Below are 20,098 nucleotides of genomic sequence, written 5' to 3' on the forward strand. Positions count from 1 at the left end.
GCGGCTGCCACGGGCGGCAGGCGGCACCGCAGGCCGCCCGGCAAGGGACAGCCGTGCAGCGCGATCCAGGGCCCCGGAGCGAGAGCCGACCCCAGCCGACCGCCGCGAGCCCTCTGCCCAGGGACATGGTCTGGCTCGCCGCCATGCACCGGTCCGTCGCCGAGGGCAAGCAGCTCTCCCCATCCGAACAGGAGCTGCACCGTCGATGTGCCGGCGAACCCTCATCCATCGCCGCGATCCGGTATGCCGAACTGCTTGTCGATATGGACGAACGGATAGCCCGGCTCGGCGGGAGCGAAGCCGAGGAACTGGCCGCGACCCGCGAAGAGCTCGCACTTCACCGGATAGAAGCCGTCGACACCTTCCGTGCGACCTGCCACGCCCGAAGCCAGCCGGCACCCGGTGGTGCGGTCGAAGAGCCAGTGGAGGCTCGGGTCATCCGTCGGGTCGCCCCTCAAGCCTTCGAGGAGGCGTTCACGAAGGCGCTGCGCCGCCGTGGCATCCGGTCGGATTCGCTCGAACCTCCGACCTCGGACGTCTGGAGATGGTTGCAGAGTCACGACAAGAGGCATCCCGAGCTGCCCGCCGAGGTCAAGCGCCTGCGCAAGCTGGACGTCGCCGGTTTCACCCGGGAAACCGTCGCCGAGGTCAACCGCTGGGAGCATGACCAGTGGCTGGCCCACCCCGCGGTCGCGGAGCAGTGGGTGGCCTGCACCGAGGAGATCCTCACCGAACTCGTGGGCGCTCGCCACATTCTCGAGGCCGAATTCTCCAGGGGCGGAAAGGGCGTCGTGCCGCGTTTGCGTCGGGCCGCCGAGGCGTACGCCCGAGGCAGCGCGCGGTGCCTGGAAGCACAACTCATGGTGGCCGAGATGCGGGCTCAGGCAGGCCATCTCCACCGTGTCCGGAAGGTGCGGACGGCACGCGTCGAGGCCGGGACCGAGGCGTCGAGGGCAGTGCGGCAGTCAGACCCGGCCCTGGCCCGACAGGTCGACCGGGTGTTCGAGGAGCACCGGAAGAACTGCTCGAAGCAGCCTTCCCGAGCGGACCATGCCGGCTGCGCATCGTCGATCGCCCGGGTCGTCCGCTCGCGCCTCGAGCCGGTCGACCTGCCGCGGAGAGCCGAGGGCGAAATCGGAGAGACGGAGGCCGTGACGCCCACCGCCGGCGTGGCGAATGCCCCCGATGATCCGTCTGAGGCGTTCGTCTGCGAAGCCGTACGGCGACAGGTTCCTCGGGAATCCGCGGGTCTGACCGCAGTGGTGGCCGTCGACTTCGACCAGAGCACCGGAGTCTTCGGGTATGCCTGGCTGACCGAGGAAGGCGAACTTCGCACGGGCACCGATCGAGCTGTCGATGTCCAGGATTGCGGAGTCCAGGCCATCTGCCGCACCGCGCTCGATCTCGTTACCGGGACGTCGACCGTCCAGGTCGTCTGTCGAGATGATCGTGCTGCCGAGGCTGTCGGCCACGTCCTGCGGACGGGTGTCGTGTCCGGGGCGCTCGGCTTCCCGGTCGCGAGGCACACGCGGCAACTGCTGGCGGAGGTGATCAGGCATCGAAGGCGGCTCCTGGTCTCCGCCGACTCCTGTCTGGAGCGACATGGTGGAGCGGCTGCTGCCGCCCACCTCGCCGACCTGGCGTCGCGGGCCGGCAGAGGATCCGAGCCGCGTGCCGTTGTCCAGGCCGAGGCCGACCGGGTCTCGCAGAGCTTCGGCCGAGCGCTAGACCAACACCTGATGGCTCCGGCCGAGGAAGATGATCACGCGTGGTGGTTGTCGGGCAGCGCGCAGAACAACGACGATTTGGTGTGGCAGACGGCCCTGTACCGGATGCATCTTCAGGGTGGCTGGTGTTTGCTTCCCGACGGTGAGCTGCCGTCGAGGGGTGACCGACGACTGAGGCTCCGGCTCGACCACCAGGAGCAAGGACCAGCTCCGGCCGCCGCGATCCAGACCGTGGCCTTACGTCGCCGGGGCGGGCAATGGGAGATCAGCGGCATTCAATGGCCAAAGGGGCTTCTGCCCGGGACCTTGGTCACCTTCAAGTGGCGGTGCGGCAGTGCTGACATCGGCGCTCGCACAGCTCGGTTGCCGCGCCCCGAGCAAGTGGACGATGTCGAGTTCCAGCACCACTACGACCGTCAGGTCGTCACGCGCGAGACAGCCCCGGGGTCTGACCAGGATCGCGACGTACCGGACCTGTCGGATGCGAGCTGGGCGATGCGGACGCTGCGCAAACTGGGCTATCTCAGCGTGGATGGCGAAGCCGTTCTTGCCGAGGACGCCCTGGTGCGGAACTGCCTGGATCTCGGTCTGCCGCGGCACCGCGCGGACCGGATAGGCCCAGCGGTGGAACAGCTCCTCCTCGGGGGCCGGCTGCTCCGGGTGGAAGGCAGCGTTGATCACGACGGTCGACCCTGGTATCCGCCCCGACCGGGCCACGTTCGTACCCTGCTGCTGCGGTACGTGCCGCAGATTCAGTCCGTGACGCCGCAACGCCAAACCGCCAACGAATGGCACCGCCACCGTCGAGGTCACTGGGTCACGGGCTTCGTTCGGCGCCTCCCACCCGGCGCGCAGGCATCCGCCGAGCAGGTTGAGGCCCACCGGGACGCCGTCCTTGCCTCGGAGGTGGTGGACCGGGACCTTCCCGAGGGCTTCACCTACGTGCGGCGTCACCGCCGGGCACGCTGACTGCGACGAGTCCCACGGCCGCCAGCGAGCGTGGTGCGGGCCTACGCCCGCCGACGGAAGCGCGACCGCCCGCCCTTGATCAGTCGCCGGGCCTCGGTGATGCACCGTTTCGGGACGGCTCCCGCGGTTCGGCCGACGCTGCCCGCCCGTGCGACTTCAGCCGCTCGGCGAGGAGGTCGAACGAGGTCTTCCTCTCGTACTCGTCGTCGCTGCGGAGGCCATCCTCGATCAGGTCATTGAGTCGCTGCGTGGCTGCCTGCTGTTGGGCGATGAGTTCCTGGACGACGGCGGCAAAGTTCTCATCGGTCATCTTGGCCGCGCCGCCGGCCGCCGGATTGTCCACCAGCTTCCCCAGGATCGACAGCCACTGCCGGCTGAGCCGATCAGCGTTCTGCGCGCGCTTCACGTCGACGTCGTACTCGCAGTCGAGCTTGATGAGCTGTTCCCAATAGGGACGAACCGCCTGCTTGACTCCCTCGTCCAGTTCCACCCAGACGTACGGTTTGCAGGCGACCTCTGCGCCGCCGCGTTCGTAGCGCCACGGTCCGGTCGCGGCAAGCTCACGCTGCAACTCCACCTCCAGGTCACGGGCTCGATGAGCGGCGAAGTTGCGGGCGCGAGCCGCGGCGAGATTGGTCAGAGCGCGAACGGCGTAGGGCATGAAGTACTGCGCGGATCCGCTCAGCATCTCCCGAGGGATGCCGTTGGACGACCAGACGAACATGGCACGGATGCGGAACGTGAAGACATAACCGCGGGCCGGTACGACGATCGGCGTTGAGATCTCCCGTCGTTCCGTCAGCCGGCCGGGTGGCGGCGGCGGTGGTGCCGACGAGATCGGTGCCGCAACGGGCTCCGGCCCCTGCAGCAGCACGAGCAGACGACGCCACAGCGCCAGGAACCACATCCCCGCCCTCCGCCAGAACCCCGCTCGGGGCTCCTTTGCGCCAATAAGGTCCGTCATGTCACCACCCCCTGATTGCATTCACGAGCCACCCGGGCAGGCCGCTCTGAAACTCGTCGAGTCGTACGAGATGAAACTCCAGACGACGCCGTAGGGCCGGCATGGCAGCCAGGTCGGTCACCAGCATGCCGATGGACTTGCGGAGGGCGTCATCTGACTCGGCCTCATGCAGCCACTGACCGAGGATCCGCCAAGCCCGGCGGGCGGGGACCGTGGCGAGCAGCGCCACCTCCCATAGTCGACTGAGAGCAGCGGTGTCGACTTCATTCGCTGCGAGCTTCGTCATCAGGATGGGTCCCGCACTGGACAGATTCTCAGCCAGGGCGAGGAAGGCGTTGCCGGCGTGCCGCCGCAACTGGCGGTCGTCCGACCATCGGGCCAACTCCAAGACGATCTGATTCGTCTGGTCGGGAGAGTGGTTGTATAGCTGATACACACTCTCGGCCACCGCCCAGGTGTGTTGCTGCATCCGGTCCCCGGCTATGCGGCGGAGGTCTGCCAGACTCCAGCTCAGGTCAGGTTGTTGAAGTCCACTGGCGTAGACGAGGGCGGCCGTGTCCCGTTGGTAGTTGCGATGACCGCCGGCCCAGTCGCGTACCTTATGGCGGACGAGGTGGCGCACGTATCCACCCATGTCCGCCGCGACGATCGCCCTGGCCGCGGCTTCGCGGATCCGGGGCCTCGGCGCGGCAGCCCATCCGTCGATCAGGTCTGCGCAGACGCGATCGAAGTCGTGGTGAGCAAGCAACCCCGCCACCTCGGCGGCCCCGTGGCGCACGGCCTCGTCATCGGAAGCGACCAGGGTGTCGAGCCACTTGAGTAGGGCGGGCCTTGTGCTGTCGAACTCGTGCCATGCCTCGTCGATGATGGCGCCCCGCATGGCGCCGTCGTGCAGCCATGCCGACCGGGACACACCGCCCTGTGAGCGTACGGACTCCCGCCCATTCCGCCAGTCGACGTCGAGTGGCCCCAGCAGTTCGGACACCGGATACTGCAATGCCATCCGGCCCCACTCCGGCCGTTTGGCTTGCCCATCGATCTCTTCGAGGAGTAGGCCCGCGGCTTCGAAGACGTAGTGGAGCGGTTGCCGAGCGAAGACGGCGTACGCGATGCGGAAGGCCCGTTCGTGCTGGTCGACTCTTCGAGGACGGCGTTCTCCCTCGGTGGCCCCGGAACGGAGGATCTCGGCGGCGCGTTTCCTTCGCCTCGGTTGGGACATTCCCACGATCTCGGCGACTGCGTCATCGCCAGCGGGATGGCGACGCGCGACAGCAAGTGCGAGTGGCACCACCTCACGTGGCCCGTACGTGCTTTCGATCGATGTGGCCAGATTCTCGATCTGAACGTACGTCTCGACGTGTCGCCCGGCTTCCTCGTCGTCCAGTCCGGCATGACGGCGCAGGTAGTGCCGCAGGTGCTGGCGGAAGACGGCTAATGGGTCCGGTCCGCGGTGCGGGACCTCCGCGCTGTGCCTGTTGTCGATAGGTAGGTCGTCATCCCGAATGAGGAGCAGGCTGGCCGAGTGTTGTCGGAAGACGTCTGCCAGTGAGCGCATCGCCTCAACGTGTTTGTCACCAGGTAGCCGAAGGACGTAGCCATGATCTTCATCGAGGTTGTCCGTCGCGTGGCGGAGCGCCCCCGGCCCCACCTCGTCCGGCAGCAGCACCTCGTGTACGCGAAGTGGGTCGTGACGCTGCGCCAGCGCGGCGCACGCGGTGCTGAATCGGCCGGTGCCAGGACGGCCGGTCAAACACGCGGTGGAACGTTCACGCAGCAGATCCGCGAGCCGTCCGCACGCAGCCGTCTCGGAGTAGACCTCGAGAAGGGCCGGCACTCCGACAAGATCGCGGATGATCGGCTTTGCGGCCGGCTGACCCTCATAGGTGATGTGCTGGATGGTGTTGTTGTCGCCAAGGGCGTTCACTCCGCTCACGCTGAGCCGGGAGTATCTGGCATAGGGGCCGTACAGATCCTCCCCGACTCGTGGGTCCAGTCGGAGCGAGTCCGGAGGGATCTCGTCCTCCTTCCGGCCGTCTGGCTGGTCCCGGTGCTCCACCCGCACCGACGAGTCGTCCGGCTTAGCCGGATACTCGACGACCGCCTTCCGCCCGCTGTCCCCCTCCGGCGCGGCAGGCGCGCTGGTGGCCCCTTCTGGCTGAGTTTCGGTCACGAGTTCGACCGCCGTGCAGCGGTGTTGTCCGTTAGGCCCGAGGTGGAGATGACGTTGCCGTTTCCGAACGCGTTCACACCGTGCGAGGTGATGTGGTGGAAGCTCTGGCCGCCGGAGGACTGAGGTGGCGGCCCCGGGCTGGTACGGCCAACGGCACCGTCACTGTCCGCCTCCGGATTGTCACGAGAGCGTGGAGCCTCCACACCGTCGTTCATGGCGGCGTCGGCGGCGTTCTCACCCGGGACGTAAATCCAGGCGACGGCTTCGAAGTTCTTCTCCGGCAGGTGGACCGCCACCCGTTGGAAGTGCTCCGGCCGCAGGTCCTGATAGTGCCGGACGATGTCCTGGTGGATCCGGTCAGAGAGGATCAGAGCCACCGCGGCACCGGCGAACCGCCGCAGCGCCGCCTTCAGTTGTGGTGAGTCGATCAGCCGGCAGACGGTCACCACCGCATCGCCCGGATAGCCGTTCGCGCCGTCGAGGTGGACCAGGCCCTCGTGGATGCCGATTCGTAGCCGGACTCGCGCCTCCGGCGCCAGGCCCCGGTTGTACTCACGCAGTAGGCGGTCGACCACCGGCGTTAGCCGGGTCACCACTGCGCGTTCGCTCGTTCCGGGAGGAAGGATCGCGAGTTCCCCGTCGCCGCCCTGCTGGATGAGCCAGTTGACCCGGTCGAAGCCCAACTCCTCACAGGCGTGCTTCATGATTTTCTGGAATGCCATCTGAGCCCGGTACTGCAGGACGTTGTCCCGCCCGCTGTAGCTCTCCATGTCCACGGCGACGAGAACGCGACGGTCAGGATCCGTGAGATCTGGCACGCGATCCACCCTTCAGTGACGACGGCGGGTTTTCACCGTCATCTCTATCTGCTCGGCGTGCCGGGAACCCCATAGAAATACGCTTTCGGCCGCACCGTCAGGTGCCCGACATCCCGTACTTCGACTCACAGCTGAGCCTGCGCCCGCCTTCACTTGACTCATGGAGAACGTTCGACGAACGCCCAGACACCCCCACCTCGACCCGTGGCGTGATCTTCAGGTCGGCTTGGCTACGGCAGCCTCGTTCCAGAGCGCCATTCGATACGCCGACACCAAGGCCCTCGCCCTCTTGGCGATCGAAGGCGGCGTGGCCACCGCAGTCGTGGACAGAGTGGTCCCGCAAACGGTTGGCGGTACCCCGAGCGCAGCCCTGCTGGTCGCATCCCTGGCACTTCTCTTCGTCGCGGGTCTTGCGATCGCCGCCTGGCAGCTCACCCTGGCCCTGCGGCCTCGGCTCGACAGTGCCAGGAGCACCAACCGGTTCGCCTTTCCGAACCTTGCTCGCAGACAGGACAATTCGCCTCCCGCGCCTGTCCGACAGCACCGGGACGAGGTGTGGGATCTCGTCACCGAACTCGCCCACATCGCAATGGCGAAACACCATCGGGTACGCCGGAGCATGCCTTGGATGATGCTGGCGATGGCGTCCGCCGGAGGACTGATGCTCCTCTCGATCCTCCGAGGCGGGTGACATGTCGCGGCAGCCGCCGGTGAGTAGCGACCTTGTTGCTGAACGTGAAAGATGATCTATTGAGAGTGGCGGAGGTGATAGATGACCGACAGGATCTGGTTGTCCGGGACCCTCCTCGGCCGACTCGACGAGACCACTCGAGATCGCCTCCTGGCTGTCGGGATCCGTCGTTCGGTCAAGGAGTCGCAGGTCGTGCTTCGCGAAGGGGCGCTCGAGTCCCACGTCGTCCTGCTGGACGACGCCCTCGCCAAGGTGACCGTGGAGATGGCCGACGGCCGTCAGGCGCTGTTGGCGATCCGTATGTCCGGTGACATCGTCGGTGAGATCTCCGCGCTCAACGGCACGCCGAGAACCGCAACAGTCACCGCTTGCCGCGCCTCAATCGTCCGAATCATCCACCGCAACGCCTTTCGCGCGTTCCTTCGGTCCAATCCGGACGCTGCCACGGAGGTCGCCGGCATCGTCGCTGACCGGCTGCGCTGGGCAAATCGGCGCAGAGTCGACTTCGCCTCCTACCCGGTGAAGGTCCGACTGGCGCGCGTTCTGTGGGAGATTGCCACGGCGTACGGACGACGGAGCCGCGAAGGGCTCGTCGTCGACGTGGGCCTGACCCAGAGTGAACTGGCGACCCTCTGTGGGGCGGCCGAGATCAGCCTGCAGAAGGCGCTCGGAACTATGCGGGAAGCGGGCATCCTGGCCACCGGCTATCGGGAGATAGTTATCCTGAACAGTCAGGGGCTGCGGGCTGTGGCCGACCTTGACGACTTCGCTTGACGGGTGGGGTTCTGCCCGACCGCGACGCTCAACAGAGTCGCCGAGCATGCCCTCCTGACGGCAACGGCCTTCACGACCTGCATGGCGCTAGCTGACCAACACGCCACGCTTACCCCGCGGCTGTTCGGCATCCCCCGTACCCAGTTCACCGTGATGTCGGGGCGCTCCGAGATCGGCCGTATGGACCCGGCGCTGCTCACCGCCAGGGTGTAGGGACCGCGACTGCTAGCCGTGGCCGAACCACGTCGGAGCCGGAGACCTGTTACATCGACGCACTGTTATTAATGGATGTTCGGCTGGTGTCGGCGCGCCGATCATCCTGGTCGGATGTCGGGACGGACATCGCCGTTCGACGATGACAGGAGGGACCGTGCGCACACCATCCCGTGCGTTGACGGGGACCACCGCGCTGCTCATGGCAGCCGGCATGGTCCTGACCGCCGCAGCCGGCGGTCAGGCGGCACCCCGGGAAGAGACCCGCACCCAGGCCTCACCCGACCACCTGCCGGGCGACCGGCACGACACCAAGGCCACCGACAACCGCAAGGGCCGCGTCGCGGCGAGCGCGCGGCAGCGGGACCGGGCCGCCGCGCTGGGCGCGCGGGTCCGCTGGACCGACTTCGGTACGCCGGCCACGCTCACCTCGACCGGCAAGCCGCTCGCCACCGGCCTGCCCGCCGACCCGGCCGCCGCGGCCCGGGCGTACGTGACCGCGAACCGGGACGTGCTCGGGTTGACCGCCGAGGGCGCCGCCGCGCTGGAACAGTTGACCGTGGCGCCGATGGGGCAGGGCGCGACGGTGGTGTTCCGGCAGCGCTTCGGCGACCTGCCGGCCGCCGTCGACGGGATCCTGGCGATCGGCGTACGACAGGGAGCGGTTTGGCACGTCAGCTCCTCGCTCTCGCGGGACGCCGGGGCGCCCGCGCCGGCCACGATCGACGCCGCGCAGGCGCGGCGGGCCGCGATCGCCGACTCCGGCCGTGCCGACGCGCAGGTGTCGCGTACCTCGTTGGTCGCGGTGCCCACCGCGGACCGGGGGCCGCGCGCGGCGTGGGAGGTCGTGCTCGGCGCGGACACCACCGGCGCGGACCCGGCCGCCTACGCGACCTACGTGGACGCCCGCGACGGCGCCGTGCTGGTCCGTGAGGACCTGATCGACCACGCGGCGGACAACCCGTCGTGGGACGTGTTCCCGAACTCGCCGCGGGTCGACCGGTCCTCGGTCGACACCCGGGTGCGCTGGTGCGCCGCGCCGGCCGCCGGCTGCCGCGAGGTGGTCGGGGTGCCGGGGCACCCGGCGTGGGACGTGGACCCGGCCACCGGGGCGTCCACCACCACGACGAAGGGCAACAACGCGATCGCGGTGCAGAACTGGTTCAGCAACGACCCGTTCAGCGTCGGCACCGAGACCGCGACGCCGCGCCCGGACCGCACCTACGCCTACCCGTGGACCAACCAGTGGCAGGAACGGCGCTGCGACCCGGAGGTGTTCACCTCGCCGCAGGCCAACGACATCGACGCGGCCCGCGCCAACCTGTTCGGCATGCACAACCGGATGCACGACTGGACCTACCACCTGGGCTTCACCGAGGACACCTGGAACCTCCAGCAGGACAACCTCGGCCGGGGTGGTCTCGGCGGCGACGCCGAGCAGGGCAACGCGCAGGCCGGTGGCGTGAGCGGCGGCCCGCCGACGTTCCCGGCGCGCAACAACGCCAACCAGATCACCCCGCCGGACGGCGTCGCGCCGACCACCAACATGTACCTGTGGCAGCCGGTCGCCGGTTCGTTCTACGCGCCCTGCGTGGACGGCGACTTCGACATGTCGGTGATCGCCCACGAGTACGGCCACGCGGTCACCAACCGCATGATCGCCGGCCCGAGCGCCGGGGTCAGCTCGCCGCAGGGCATGAGCGAGAGCTGGTCCGACCAGCTCGCCATGGAGTACCTGTACGAGCACGGGTACGCCGCGCCGGGCCGGCGGGGCTTCACCATCGGCGAGTACACCACCCAGGACCCGAACGCGGGCATCCGCAACTACAACATGAGCGCCAGCCCGCTGAACTACTCGTCGGTCGACTACGACGTCACCGGTCTTCAGGTGCACGCCTCCGGCGAGGTGTGGAGCGCCACCAACACCGACATCCGGGCGGCCATGATGCGCCGCTGGGGCGCCGGCACGCCGGCGGTGCAGAAGGCGTGCGCGAACGGCCAGCGGCCGGTGACCGCCTGCCCGGGCAACCGGCGCTGGATCCAGCTCGTCGTCGACTCGTTCCTGCTGATGGCGGTCAGCCAGGTCAGCATGGTCGACGCCCGGGACGCGATGCTCGCCGCCGACCGGATCCGCTTCGGCGGCGCCAACCAGGACCTGCTCTGGAACGCGTTCGCCACGCGCGGCCTCGGCGAGACCGCGGCCAGCGTCGGCAACGCCGACCCCGACCCGACGCCGGGCTTCACCTCGCCGTACGCCCGCGAGGGCTCGCTGCGGCTGCTGCCGCTCGGTGAGCGCGGGCCGGTGGCCGGCGCGCAACTCTTCGTCGGGCGCTACCAGGCGCGGGCCGTGCCGGTCGCGGACACCGACGCGGCCACCCCGCTGACCGACCGGGTGGCCCTGGTGCCCGGCACCTACGAGTTCGTGGTCCGGGCGCCCGGCCACGGGCACACCCGGATCGGCCCGGTGACGGTGCGGGCCGGGCAGAACCGCACGCTGCCGGTGGTGCTGCGACCCAACCTGGCCTCGGCCGGCGCGGGCGCGACGGTCACCGGCGACGGGATCAACCTGGCGTCGATCGCCGACGACGACGAGGCCACCAACTGGGCCTCGCTGGGCGCGCCGGTGGCCGGGCGGCAGGTCACCGTCGACCTGGCCGGCGGGCTCCAGCAGGTACGCCGGGTGCAGGTCAGCGCCATGCTGCGGCCCCCGGTCGTCGGGGACGCCGACGCCGGCACCCAGAGCCGGTATTCCGCGGTGCGGCAGTTCCGGGTCCTGGCGTGCACCGCCACGGGCGCGGTGACCTGCGCCGACGCGGCGGACTTCCGGCCGGTGTACACCAGTCGGCCGGACGCCTTCCCGGCGGTGGCACCGCGGCCCCGGGCGCCGGAGCTGGTGCTGCGCTCGTTCGACATCCCGCGCACCACGGCCACCCACCTGCGGGTCGAGGTGCTGACCAACCAGTGCACCGGCGGGCCGGACTACGCCGGTGAGCAGGACGCCGACCCACGGGCGGCGACCGACTGCGCGACGGCGAGCCCGCAGGCGCAGAACGTGCGGATCGCCGAGTTCCAGGCGTTCGCGCGCTGAGCACGCGGCGGGTGCGGGCGGCTCGGTCCGTCCGCACCCGCCACCGGGTGTTCACCCGTGATTGGGTACGTGGTCGCCGGGCGGGGACTGTACGCCGGGCAGGATCCTGGGCAGACTGAGCGCCGACTAGCCAATGATGCCAGTCGATGCCCTGTCGGCTCGCTCAAGGAGGATCCCTTGACCCCGTTCCGCGCCGCCGCCACCCGAGTACGCCGCGCCCTGGCCGCCTCCGCCCTGGTCACCGCCGTGGCCGCCGCCGCGCTCGTCGCCCCCGCCACGGTCTCCACGCGGCTCGCCGAGCCCGCCGAAGCCGCCGTCTACAGCTCCTGCACGCTGTCCCGCTGCACGGACGCCCGCACCGCGCGCTCCGGCTGGTCGGCGAAGAGCTTCCCGACCAGCCGCGGCTGGTACTCCTGGAGCGGCGGCAGGTGCAACTTCGCCGGCGGGCAGTTCTACAACCGCGAGGGCCAACTGCCCACCAACGCCACCTACTACGAGTACGACGTCTACCCGCGCGCCTGCGACGCCTCCCGCGACGCGTACCGGATCGTGGTGAACAGGAGCACCGGCGCGACCTGGTTCTCACCCGACCACTACGGCAACTTCTACCGGCTCTGAGCGCCGCCTTCGGCGAAAGGACACCTCCCATGGGCGCAGCGCCCCCGACACCACCGGCGTGGCTCACGCTCGACGCCGGCTCGACGCCGGAGCCGGCCGGCGTGCCGGTGCCCGGCGCGGTCACCCGAACCCGGGCGGCGCTGCACGAGACGCTCGCCGAGGCGGTGCCGCTGCCCTACTGGTACGGCCGCAACTGGGACGCGCTCGCCGACGTCCTCGCCGACCGGCTCGAGGAGGGGCCACTCACCCTCGTCGTGCACGACGCGGCGGACCTGCTCGCCGACGAGCCGCCCGCCCAGCTCGGCACGCTGCTGGACGTGCTCGGCGCGGCGGCCGCCGGCGGCCACGCCACCCTGCGGGTGGTCCTGCGGGACGCCCCCGACCGGCTGCCCGCCCTGCGCCACCGCATCACCGCCGCCCTCGGCGCCCCCGACCCCACCTGACTCCCCACCGATGCCGCCGGTGGCGAATGGGGGAGCATGCGTTGATCATGAAGTTGGCCAGGTGGGAGAGCGCTTTCCTGGCAGCTAACTTCATGATCAACGGGGCGAGGGAGGGCGAGGGGCGAGGGGAGGGTTAGTTGGGGTGGTCGAGGATGGCGCTGAAGCGCTCCTCGGCCAGGTCTAGCTGGGCGAAGATGTGGCGCTTCACCGGGGGTGACAGCGGGGTGTCGGGGCGGGCGACCAGTTCGCGGAAGACCGGCACCAGCGGGCGGTACTTGGCGGCCGACCGGGCCACCTTCGGCCCGACCGTGTGGATCACGCCGACGCCGTTGTCGGTGAAGTCCGACACCTTGATCACCCGGGCCCAGGGCTCCCGGTCCAGGCTGGCCGCCACGTGCTCGCGGTACTGCGTGTCCCGGTCCCGGTCCGGGTCGTACGCCGGGTTGGTGACCGCCGCGACGAGCCGCGCCACCCGCGGACCGAACCGGTCGGCGAGCGCGGCCAGCGCCGCCGCCGTGACGTCGACGCCGGCGGGTTCGTCGGCGCCGGCCAACTCGGCCGGGTGGTCCTCCACCGCGTCGTGCAGCAGCCCCGCCACGATCACGTCCACGTCCCGCACCTGGTAGTGGTGCATCATCCGGATCGCCACCCGCAGCAGGTGGTTCAGGTACGGCTCGCGCACCCGGCGGTCGTCGCGGTGCAGGTCGGCGGCGAGGTCCAGCGCCTCGGTCAGCCGGTCGCGCGCGGCCTCGTCGAACGCCTCGACCTCCAGCCGGAAGCGGGCCAGCAGGCCGGGCTCGCCGTGGATCTCGGTGATCGCGTGCATCGGCATGGTGGCGAGGTACGCGGGAAACTCCATGCCTCCCTTATAGCTGATCTTCGCTGCCCGTGGATGTCGGCTGGCCGACCCGGCGCGGCGTCACCGGCGCCAGCCCGGCAGCGTCCGCTCGGACATCTGCTGCCAGAACCGCCGCAGCGAGCGGCGCTGGCTGTTCTGCCACGGCGCCCGCGCCTGGGTGACGTAGCGCAGGGTGGCCAGGTCGCGCTGCCGGGCGCAGAAATTCTGGTCCAGGTCGTGCGGCAACCGCTCGCCCCGGGCCGGCAGCGGGCAGAGCCGGAACGCGCAGTCGTCCAGGCAGGTGGCGCCCGGGTCGCATCGCTGGTCCCCGCGCACGGTACGCAGCGGCTGCAGGGCCGAGCGGTCGTTGGTCAGGCAGGGCGGCAGGTCGCAGCGGTCCGCCCGGGCCAGCCGGGCCTCGCGCTCGGCCGTGCTCTCGCCCCGGTCGGCGAGGTTGAGCAGCAGCATGACGTCGGCGAGGAGCCGCTGGGCCCGCCGACCGAGGATGCTCCACCCCATCGAGTCGGGGATCCACAGCCGCTGCTCGTGGCGCAGCACGGGCGACGCGGTGCACGACCCCACCCGACTCGCGGTCTCCCGCTCGTCAACCCAGCAGAACCGCTCCGGTCGACGGGTGAGCAGGGCGAGCACGCAGAGCCGGCCGACCTCCAGCACGAACGGGTGCGCCGTGCACCGGTCCCGGCCGGGCACGGCGGCGCCCGCGATCGCGACCCAGTGCTGCACCAGCGCGGACGGGTTGGCGCCCCGGCCCCGCCGGGGCAGCGGGGTCGCCGGGTCGTCCGGCAGTGACAGCAACGTGAGCGCCTGGATGAGGGTGAGGTGGCTGTACCAGAAACGGGAGTGCCGCAGCGCGTACTCGGCCTTCTCCGCCAGGAAGCTGCGGTCCCACTGCTGGCGTCCGACGGGGAGCCGCCGCATGTTCGCGGCGAGCCGGAACCCCTGCGCCAGCGCCATCTCGGCGGAGAGGGTGAGCGTGTCGTCGCCCCGGTCCGGCCCGGGCAGCGAGGTCAGCCACTGGTGCAGGGCCGTGCCACTGTGCTGCCGTCGCACATCCTCGGGCTGCGTGGACCCCATGTCGAGGACCGTGGAGAGGTGCAGCAACGGCACGACCCAGCCCCGCATCTGCTGTTCGCGCCGTTGGCGGCCGTCGTCGTCGCCCGACTCCACGGCCTCCACCCGGGGCCGCAGCAGATCGGGCCCGGTGAGAGCCAACGCGGCGTCCGTCCCGCCGAGACCCAACTCCCGCGCGGCGGCCAGCCGGACCCGGTAGGACCGCTCCTGACCGGCCATCCGGAACAGGTCCGCGTACGGCGGCGCGCGCAGCGCCTCGCGACAGTCCACGGCGGGGAAGCGCCGCCGGTCGGTGATGAGGCGTCCGGTCTCCCCGATGCGGCGGACCAGGTCGAGCTTGGCCTCGTCGACCGGCCGGTCCGGCGTGTCGTCCTGATACCGGTGCCAGCGTCCCGCCACCTCGTGCACGAGCGCGGCGTGGTCGGGTCGGGTGCTGCTCACGTCGATCTCCAGGGCCGCCGCGGAGAACTCCAGCTCCCAGCAGCGGGCCAGTTGGTTCGTCGCCAGGGTCCGCAGCCGCCGGGTCAGGTCCGCGGCGTCCCCGGGCCGGCGACGGTTGCTCTCCCAGACCTCGCGCAGGCTCGACAGGACGGTCCAGCCTCGACCGGAGCGGGCGTCGGGCGGGTTCTCCCGCACCTCGGCCAGGTGCCGGGAGAGCAGTCGCAGCGCGTCCAGCAGCTCCCGGCTCGGACCCGCGTTCAGCAGGTGGGGCAGCAGCGCGTCGCGCACCTGTGGCTCGGTGAGCATCCAGGCGCCCAGATAGGCCTGGATGTCACCGTGGTGGAACCGGACGCCGTCGCTCTGGGCGTCGACGACGCCCAGCTCGCTGCCCTCGGTCGCGGCATGGTTGAGCACGTCACGGTCGCGCGGATCCCGGCCGTCGGGCAGCCCGCGGACCAGAGCGTCGAGGATCGGCCGGTGGGGGTGGTCGGCCCGCTCCCAGCGGCCCTCGTCGGTGAGGGCGGCGTAGCCGACCTGGAGGCTGTCGCGCAGGAAGCCGACACAGGCGAACGCGGCGAGCACCCGAAGGGTGCCCTCGCGCTGGCTCGCGCTCGACGCGACGTCCGCCCGCAGCAGGCCGGTCTGCAGCGCCTCGCGCCAGTCCTCCAGCAACTGCCACCGTACGGCGTAGCGGTCGGTCGCCTGGGCGGCCACGCCCCGCTGCGTCTGGTAGCCGGCCCGGGGGCGCAGCCGGCCCTGCCGGTTGAGGTCGCGGATGATCCGCAGGAACACCGGTGACTCGGTGACGTCGGCGGCGAGCACCAGGTCGATCACCGGCGCCCAGGTCACCGAGCCGGGGCGGTCGTCGCCGCCGAGCGCGTACTCCAGCGCGGCCCCCTCGCCGAGCGGTTCGAGGCCGACGACGATCGCCGGCATCCCGCGCAGCGGGTCGTACGGGCGGGACGCGATCACCAGCGGCAGGTGGGTGTCCGCGGCCCTGGCGACGGCGGTGCGGATGACGCTCTCGCCGCTGTGCTCCTTGTCCGCCTGGACCGCCTCCTCCAGGCCGTCCGCCAGCACCACGACGTGGTTGCTCCAGCGCAGCGTCCGCCACAGCCGGGTGCCCTGCGAGTCGCTGGTCAGGCGGGCGTCGATCTCCGCCAGGAACCGCTCGCGGGCCATCTTCTCGAAGTCGATGTCCTTCTTGTCCTGCACGTCGTGCAGCCGGATCGGCACCGGCACGATGCCCCGGCGGGCGAGTTCGCGGGTCAGCGCCACCAGGGTGGCCGTCTTGCCGCTGCCGACGCCGCCCACGATCACGGTGGGGCAGCGGAGCCGGCCGTCGCGCACGCGCTCGATCAGGACCTCGCACAACTCCTCCCGGCCGACCACCCGGTCGATGTCGTCGCTGGCGGTGCGCACCAGGTCGCACGGCCGGTCCTGTGCCCGCTTGCGGTACCACCGGCGCACGTGCGTGCGGGTGAACAGATAGAAGACGAAGAACGCGAGCGCCGCCCCGGTGACCGGGGTGAGGAAGCTGGTGATCGTCGCGCAGGACCTGCCCGGGCTGTCCCCGGTCTGCCCGGGCGGGTTGCCGCCGCACGGGTGCGGCAGCCAGCCGAGGCGGCCGAGCGGAGGGTCGAGGCCGAGGTGGTAGAAGAGCAGGTGAACCAGCGGAAAGACCAACTGGGTGAGGGTGAGGACCGCGACGGTCAGCGCCGCCACCACGAACAGGACCAACCAGAGCCAGGGGTAGTGCCACCACCGGGCGCGGGTCGGGAAGCGAACCACGTGCCGCCGCTGGTAGTCGTGGAGGTCGGCGCCGAAGGTGGTCTGCCCGCCGCGGAAGAGCCGCGCCCACCAGATCCGTGGCGTCCAGAGCCAGCCACGCCAGAGCGGACCGCGCATGTCCGGCACCCCCCGCCGGTCGTGCCGCCGCAGGTCGGTGCGAGCAGCGCTCACGTCGTCTCGGGTCGAGGCTAACCCGCCTCCGAGCTGGGAAAACGGGGTTTGACTCAGTCGGACGCGGCGAGCCGCTTCACCAGCCGTACGCAGGTGCCCTCCGGGGTGCCGACGATGGTCGCCTCGTCCATCACCCGCGCCATGATCAGCCGCCCCCGGCCCCGGTCGAGGCCGTCGTCGCCGTCGGTGGGCCGCCAGCCGCCGTGGTCGCGTACCTCGATCTCCAGCCGGTCGTCGCGCAGCTCGACCCGCAGCGTGGTGATCCCCTCGGGGGCGAAGCGGTAGCCGTGCTCGATGGCGTTGGCGCAGGCCTCGCCGGTGGCGATCAGCACGGTCTCCACGTCCCACTCGCCGACGCCCTGGGCGTGCAACCAGCCGCGCAGCCGCTCCCGGGTGGGCGCGAGCCGGCCGGGATCGGCCGGCAGGTCGATGCTGAGGACCCGGCCGGACGTCCCACCCGTCACGTCCGGCCCTCCGTCCCGTGCCCGTCCCCGGGCCTGGGCGCCCACTCGCGCTGCCACCCCCTGCTGTCACCCTCTTGTCCCCGGTGGCCGCCGATTCATGCCACCGTCGGCGGGTCCGCCAGAGGTGATCATCGCGTATCGCGCCCGGTGTGTCAGCCGACACCCCCGGGGAACGGTGGCGGGCCGGCGTCCCCGACGGGGACACCGGCCCGCCACCGGGGACGGGAACGGGTCAGAGCGGCAGCCGGCCGGCGCCGGCCCAGGCGTCGACGACCGGCGGGACCAGCGGTGTCGGCAGCGGCGGGGCGGCGCGCAGGGTCGGCGTCCACCCGGCGTCGCCGCCGAGGTCCGGGTCGTGGACCTCGTTGTACGCGGCGCGCAGGTCCACCGGCCGGGGCAGCCGGTCGCCCCGCCTGACCCAGCTCCCACGCTCGGTGAGCGCGGTGCCGCCCCAGTCGTGGATCAGGTCCGCCGGGTCGACGTCGGCGGCCAGGGTGAAGAAGTTGTTCTCCGCGTGGATGGCGGACTGCACGCCGACGCCGAGGGCGTACTCGAAACCGGCGCCGCCGAGCCGGTAGTGGTTCTCGTGCACGTCGACCTGGCCGAAGCGCACCCGGGGCAGCCGTTGCAGGTCCCCGTCGAAGAGGTTGTGGCGCACGGTGACCTTCAACCGGCCGACGTCCGGGCCGACCGTGTTGGAGGAGCCGATCAGCATCAGCTTGTCCCGGCCGACGAACCGGTTCCAGGACGCGGTGACCAGGCTGGCGGTGTGCGTGACGTCGAGCGAGCCGTCGTGCACCTGCCAGGGGCGGCCGAAGTGGACCGGCTGGGCGCTGTCGGGGTTGTCACCGTCGGTGAACGTGTTGTGGTCGACCCAGACGTGCTCGCTGCGGCGCACCGAGATCTGGTCGTACTGGGAGTTCCAGTTGCCGGTGTCGCCGTCGGTGGGGGACCAGGCCGGGAAGCAGTCCCGGGCGTCGGCGAACTCCAGGTTGCGCACGATCACGTTCGCGACCCGGTCGATCATCAGGGTGAGCCCGGTGAGCCGGGCGCCGCGCAGCCCGACGATGGTGGTGTTGGACCCGACGTTGAGCTGCGTGCGGGCGGTCTGGGCGGCCACCGAGCGGACCCGCGCCGCCTCCAGCGGGCCGCTCGGGTTCACCCGACCCCAGACCGCCGGGTCGTACGCGGCCAGGTAGGCCGGCAGCGAGTACTCCGGGTCGGCCAGGTCGGCGCAGTCCAGGAGCGTGCCGTCGGGGCCCTCGAAGCCGTCGATGGTGCCGGCCACGTACACGATCTTCGGGGTGGCGTCGGTGGCGTTGGTGGCGTTGTCGCCGCCGAGCGCGGCGACCAGCTCGGCGCGGGTACGCACCACGCGTACCCGGTCGGCGGTCGCCGCCGCGCCGCCGGTGGTGCCGGCGCCCTCGGCGGCCCAGCCGTCGTTCGCCGCCAGCGCCTGCCGGCCGATCAGCTCCGCCGCCAGCGTCGGGCGCTGCCCGGCGGGCGCGGCCGGCGCGGGGGCGGCGACGGTGAGGGTGAGCGCCGCCGCGAGGATGGCGGCGGCTCCGGTTCGTCTGCGCATGACTCGTTCCGTCCTGTCGGTCAGGGATGGTCGTCGTCCAGGTCCACCACGTACGGTCGGGTCGCCCACGGCACCCCGGCCTCGGACGGCAGCGCGCCGCTGTCCGCCGCCGCGCGCAGCACGTCGTTGACGCCGCGGATGATCCGCACCCGCTGCGGCCCGTCGCCGACCGCGCGCACCACGTCGCCGCCGAGCGGCGTCGGCTCCGGCGCGTCCCGCAGCGCGTCCAGCACCACCGTGAACGGCCCGGTGCGCGCCAGCGGCGCGATCAGCGGCACGCCGGCGGCCCGGTGGTCGAGCAGGTTCGCCAGCAGTCCCTGCCGGCCGGGCACGACGCGGGGGCGGGCGTCCGAGGGCAGCCGCAGCCGGTCGGTCGGGTACTCCAGCACCGCCCGCCCCCGCTCGCCGGTCACCAGCACGTCGCCGGCGAGGTGCTCCTCGGCGGCCAGGGTGAGCGCGGCCAGCACCGGCGGGCCGGCGTGCGGGGTGAGCCGCAGGACCGCGGTGTCGTCCACCTCGATCGGGCGCACCCGGTAGCGCTCCACCTCGATCCGGGCCGGCCGTACCGGCGCGCCGGTCACCGCCTCGGCGACCGCCAGGCACTGCATCAGCGCGTGCGCGAGCGGGTTGGCCAGCGCGCCGTCGAGCGCCGGCCGGCCGTCCACCGACCGCCGGCCGGCCCAGCCCGAGCGGGCGTAGTAGGCGTCCGGGCGCTGCCAGGCGGCGACCGTGGCGATGCCGGTGACTCCGCCGAGCCGGCCGGCGGCCAGCGCGCCGGTCAGCTCGGTCAGCGCGGGCGAGCCGAGCGCCTGGAAGTTGACCTGCACCGCCCGACCGGCGGCGTCGGACGCGGCCCGCAGTGCCCGGTGCTCGGCCAGGTCGAGCACCGGCGGCTTCTCCAGCAGCAGGTCGGCGCCGGCGGCGAGCACGTCCCGGGCGATCGGCAGGTGGGTGTGCGGCGGCGTGCAGACCACCACCACGTCGGGCCGGGACGCGGCGAGCATGGCCCGGTGGTCGGTGAAGACGCCGGTGCCGGGCGGTGTGGGCGCGTCCGGCTCGGGTTCCGGCGGGCGCACGTCGACCAGGGCGACCAGGCGCAGCCGGCCGGCGGCGTGCAGCGCGGCGATCACCCGCCGGTGCCAGCGCCCGTGCCCGTTCACGCCGACCAGCGCCACCCGAGGCGGCGCCCCGCCGCTCACCGGGGCCCGCCGCCGTCGGCCGGCCCGCCGCCGAGGGGCCGGACC

General features: G+C 71.5%; 14 protein-coding genes. 6 read left to right on the forward strand and 8 right to left on the reverse strand.

The features are described from left to right. Positions 1–125 precede the first annotated feature (125 nt). A complete protein-coding gene (locus H1D33_RS07510; protein WP_181568760.1) occupies positions 126–2,696 on the forward strand; it encodes a hypothetical protein in 2,571 nt (856 codons plus the stop codon). Between the two features lie 79 nt (positions 2,697–2,775). On the opposite strand, the gene H1D33_RS07515 is transcribed toward H1D33_RS07510, so the two are convergent. The 3 genes from H1D33_RS07515 to H1D33_RS07525 are packed head-to-tail and all read right to left on the reverse strand — an operon-like array spanning position 2,776 to position 6,600. Then, positions 2,776–3,603, reverse strand: coding sequence for a hypothetical protein (locus tag H1D33_RS07515; protein WP_181568759.1), 828 nt, complete (start codon positions 3,601–3,603; stop codon positions 2,776–2,778). A 58-nt stretch (positions 3,604–3,661) separates the two neighbouring features. Further along, on the reverse strand, positions 3,662–5,830 hold the full coding sequence (locus H1D33_RS07520; protein WP_181568758.1) for a hypothetical protein: 2,169 nt from the start codon (positions 5,828–5,830) through the stop codon (positions 3,662–3,664). After that, on the reverse strand, positions 5,827–6,600 hold the full coding sequence (locus H1D33_RS07525; RefSeq protein ID WP_181572841.1) for a hypothetical protein: 774 nt from the start codon (positions 6,598–6,600) through the stop codon (positions 5,827–5,829). The genes H1D33_RS07520 and H1D33_RS07525 overlap by 4 nt, the downstream gene beginning before the upstream one ends. Positions 6,601–6,808: 208 nt before the next feature. On the opposite strand from H1D33_RS07525, the gene H1D33_RS07530 reads away from it, so the two are divergent. The 5 genes from H1D33_RS07530 to H1D33_RS07550 all read left to right on the forward strand — a co-directional run bounded on the left by H1D33_RS07530 (position 6,809) and on the right by H1D33_RS07550 (position 12,475). After that, the gene (locus tag H1D33_RS07530) at positions 6,809–7,339 is read left to right on the forward strand and encodes a Pycsar system effector family protein (RefSeq protein ID WP_181568757.1); all 531 of its coding nucleotides are present in this window, start codon (positions 6,809–6,811) and stop codon (positions 7,337–7,339) included. A gap of 81 nt (positions 7,340–7,420) precedes the next feature. Then, positions 7,421–8,113 (forward strand): Crp/Fnr family transcriptional regulator, encoded by a 693-nt coding sequence (locus H1D33_RS07535; protein WP_181568756.1) that lies wholly within the window; start codon positions 7,421–7,423, stop codon positions 8,111–8,113. 391 nt (positions 8,114–8,504) lie between these two features. Further along, positions 8,505–11,414, forward strand: coding sequence for a M36 family metallopeptidase (locus H1D33_RS07540; protein WP_246411559.1), 2,910 nt, complete (start codon positions 8,505–8,507; stop codon positions 11,412–11,414). Positions 11,415–11,591: 177 nt separating this feature from the next. Next, on the forward strand, positions 11,592–12,032 hold the full coding sequence (locus H1D33_RS07545) for a ribonuclease domain-containing protein (protein WP_181568754.1): 441 nt from the start codon (positions 11,592–11,594) through the stop codon (positions 12,030–12,032). 29 nt (positions 12,033–12,061) lie between these two features. Beyond that, positions 12,062–12,475 (forward strand): barstar family protein, encoded by a 414-nt coding sequence (locus H1D33_RS07550; protein ID WP_181568753.1) that lies wholly within the window; start codon positions 12,062–12,064, stop codon positions 12,473–12,475. 133 nt (positions 12,476–12,608) lie between these two features. Here H1D33_RS07550 and H1D33_RS07555 read toward each other — a convergent pair whose 3' ends face one another. The 5 genes from H1D33_RS07555 to H1D33_RS07575 form a co-directional block, all read right to left on the reverse strand. Further along, on the reverse strand, positions 12,609–13,334 hold the full coding sequence (locus H1D33_RS07555) for an HD domain-containing protein (protein WP_181568752.1): 726 nt from the start codon (positions 13,332–13,334) through the stop codon (positions 12,609–12,611). Between the two features lie 60 nt (positions 13,335–13,394). Then, positions 13,395–16,808, reverse strand: a complete 3,414-nt coding sequence (locus tag H1D33_RS07560) for an ATP-binding protein (RefSeq protein WP_181568751.1) — start codon at positions 16,806–16,808, stop codon at positions 13,395–13,397. Between the two features lie 53 nt (positions 16,809–16,861). Further along, positions 16,862–17,272 (reverse strand): ATP-binding protein, encoded by a 411-nt coding sequence (locus tag H1D33_RS07565; RefSeq protein WP_181568750.1) that lies wholly within the window; start codon positions 17,270–17,272, stop codon positions 16,862–16,864. 232 nt (positions 17,273–17,504) lie between these two features. Continuing rightward, on the reverse strand, positions 17,505–18,854 hold the full coding sequence (locus H1D33_RS07570; protein ID WP_181568749.1) for a pectate lyase family protein: 1,350 nt from the start codon (positions 18,852–18,854) through the stop codon (positions 17,505–17,507). 20 nt (positions 18,855–18,874) lie between these two features. Further along, a complete protein-coding gene (locus H1D33_RS07575) occupies positions 18,875–20,053 on the reverse strand; it encodes a Gfo/Idh/MocA family protein (RefSeq protein WP_181568748.1) in 1,179 nt (392 codons plus the stop codon). Positions 20,054–20,098 lie beyond the last annotated feature (45 nt).

The organism is Micromonospora ferruginea, assembly GCF_013694245.2.
GTDB lineage: Bacteria > Actinomycetota > Actinomycetes > Mycobacteriales > Micromonosporaceae > Micromonospora > Micromonospora robiginosa.

Bases quoted from the DNA above. Each gene is read 5' to 3' on its own strand.
- H1D33_RS07555 (WP_181568752.1), bottom strand. From the start codon at position 13,334: ATGGAGTTTCCCGCGTACCTCGCCACCATGCCGATGCACGCGATCACC.
- H1D33_RS07530 (WP_181568757.1), top strand. From the start codon at position 6,809: ATGGAGAACGTTCGACGAACGCCCAGACACCCCCACCTCGACCCGTGG.
- H1D33_RS07535 (WP_181568756.1), top strand. From the start codon at position 7,421: ATGACCGACAGGATCTGGTTGTCCGGGACCCTCCTCGGCCGACTCGAC.
- H1D33_RS07510 (WP_181568760.1), top strand. From the start codon at position 126: ATGGTCTGGCTCGCCGCCATGCACCGGTCCGTCGCCGAGGGCAAGCAG.
- H1D33_RS07550 (WP_181568753.1), top strand. From the start codon at position 12,062: ATGGGCGCAGCGCCCCCGACACCACCGGCGTGGCTCACGCTCGACGCC.
- H1D33_RS07570 (WP_181568749.1), bottom strand. From the start codon at position 18,854: ATGCGCAGACGAACCGGAGCCGCCGCCATCCTCGCGGCGGCGCTCACC.
- H1D33_RS07515 (WP_181568759.1), bottom strand. From the start codon at position 3,603: ATGTGGTTCCTGGCGCTGTGGCGTCGTCTGCTCGTGCTGCTGCAGGGG.
- H1D33_RS07525 (WP_181572841.1), bottom strand. From the start codon at position 6,600: ATGGAGAGCTACAGCGGGCGGGACAACGTCCTGCAGTACCGGGCTCAG.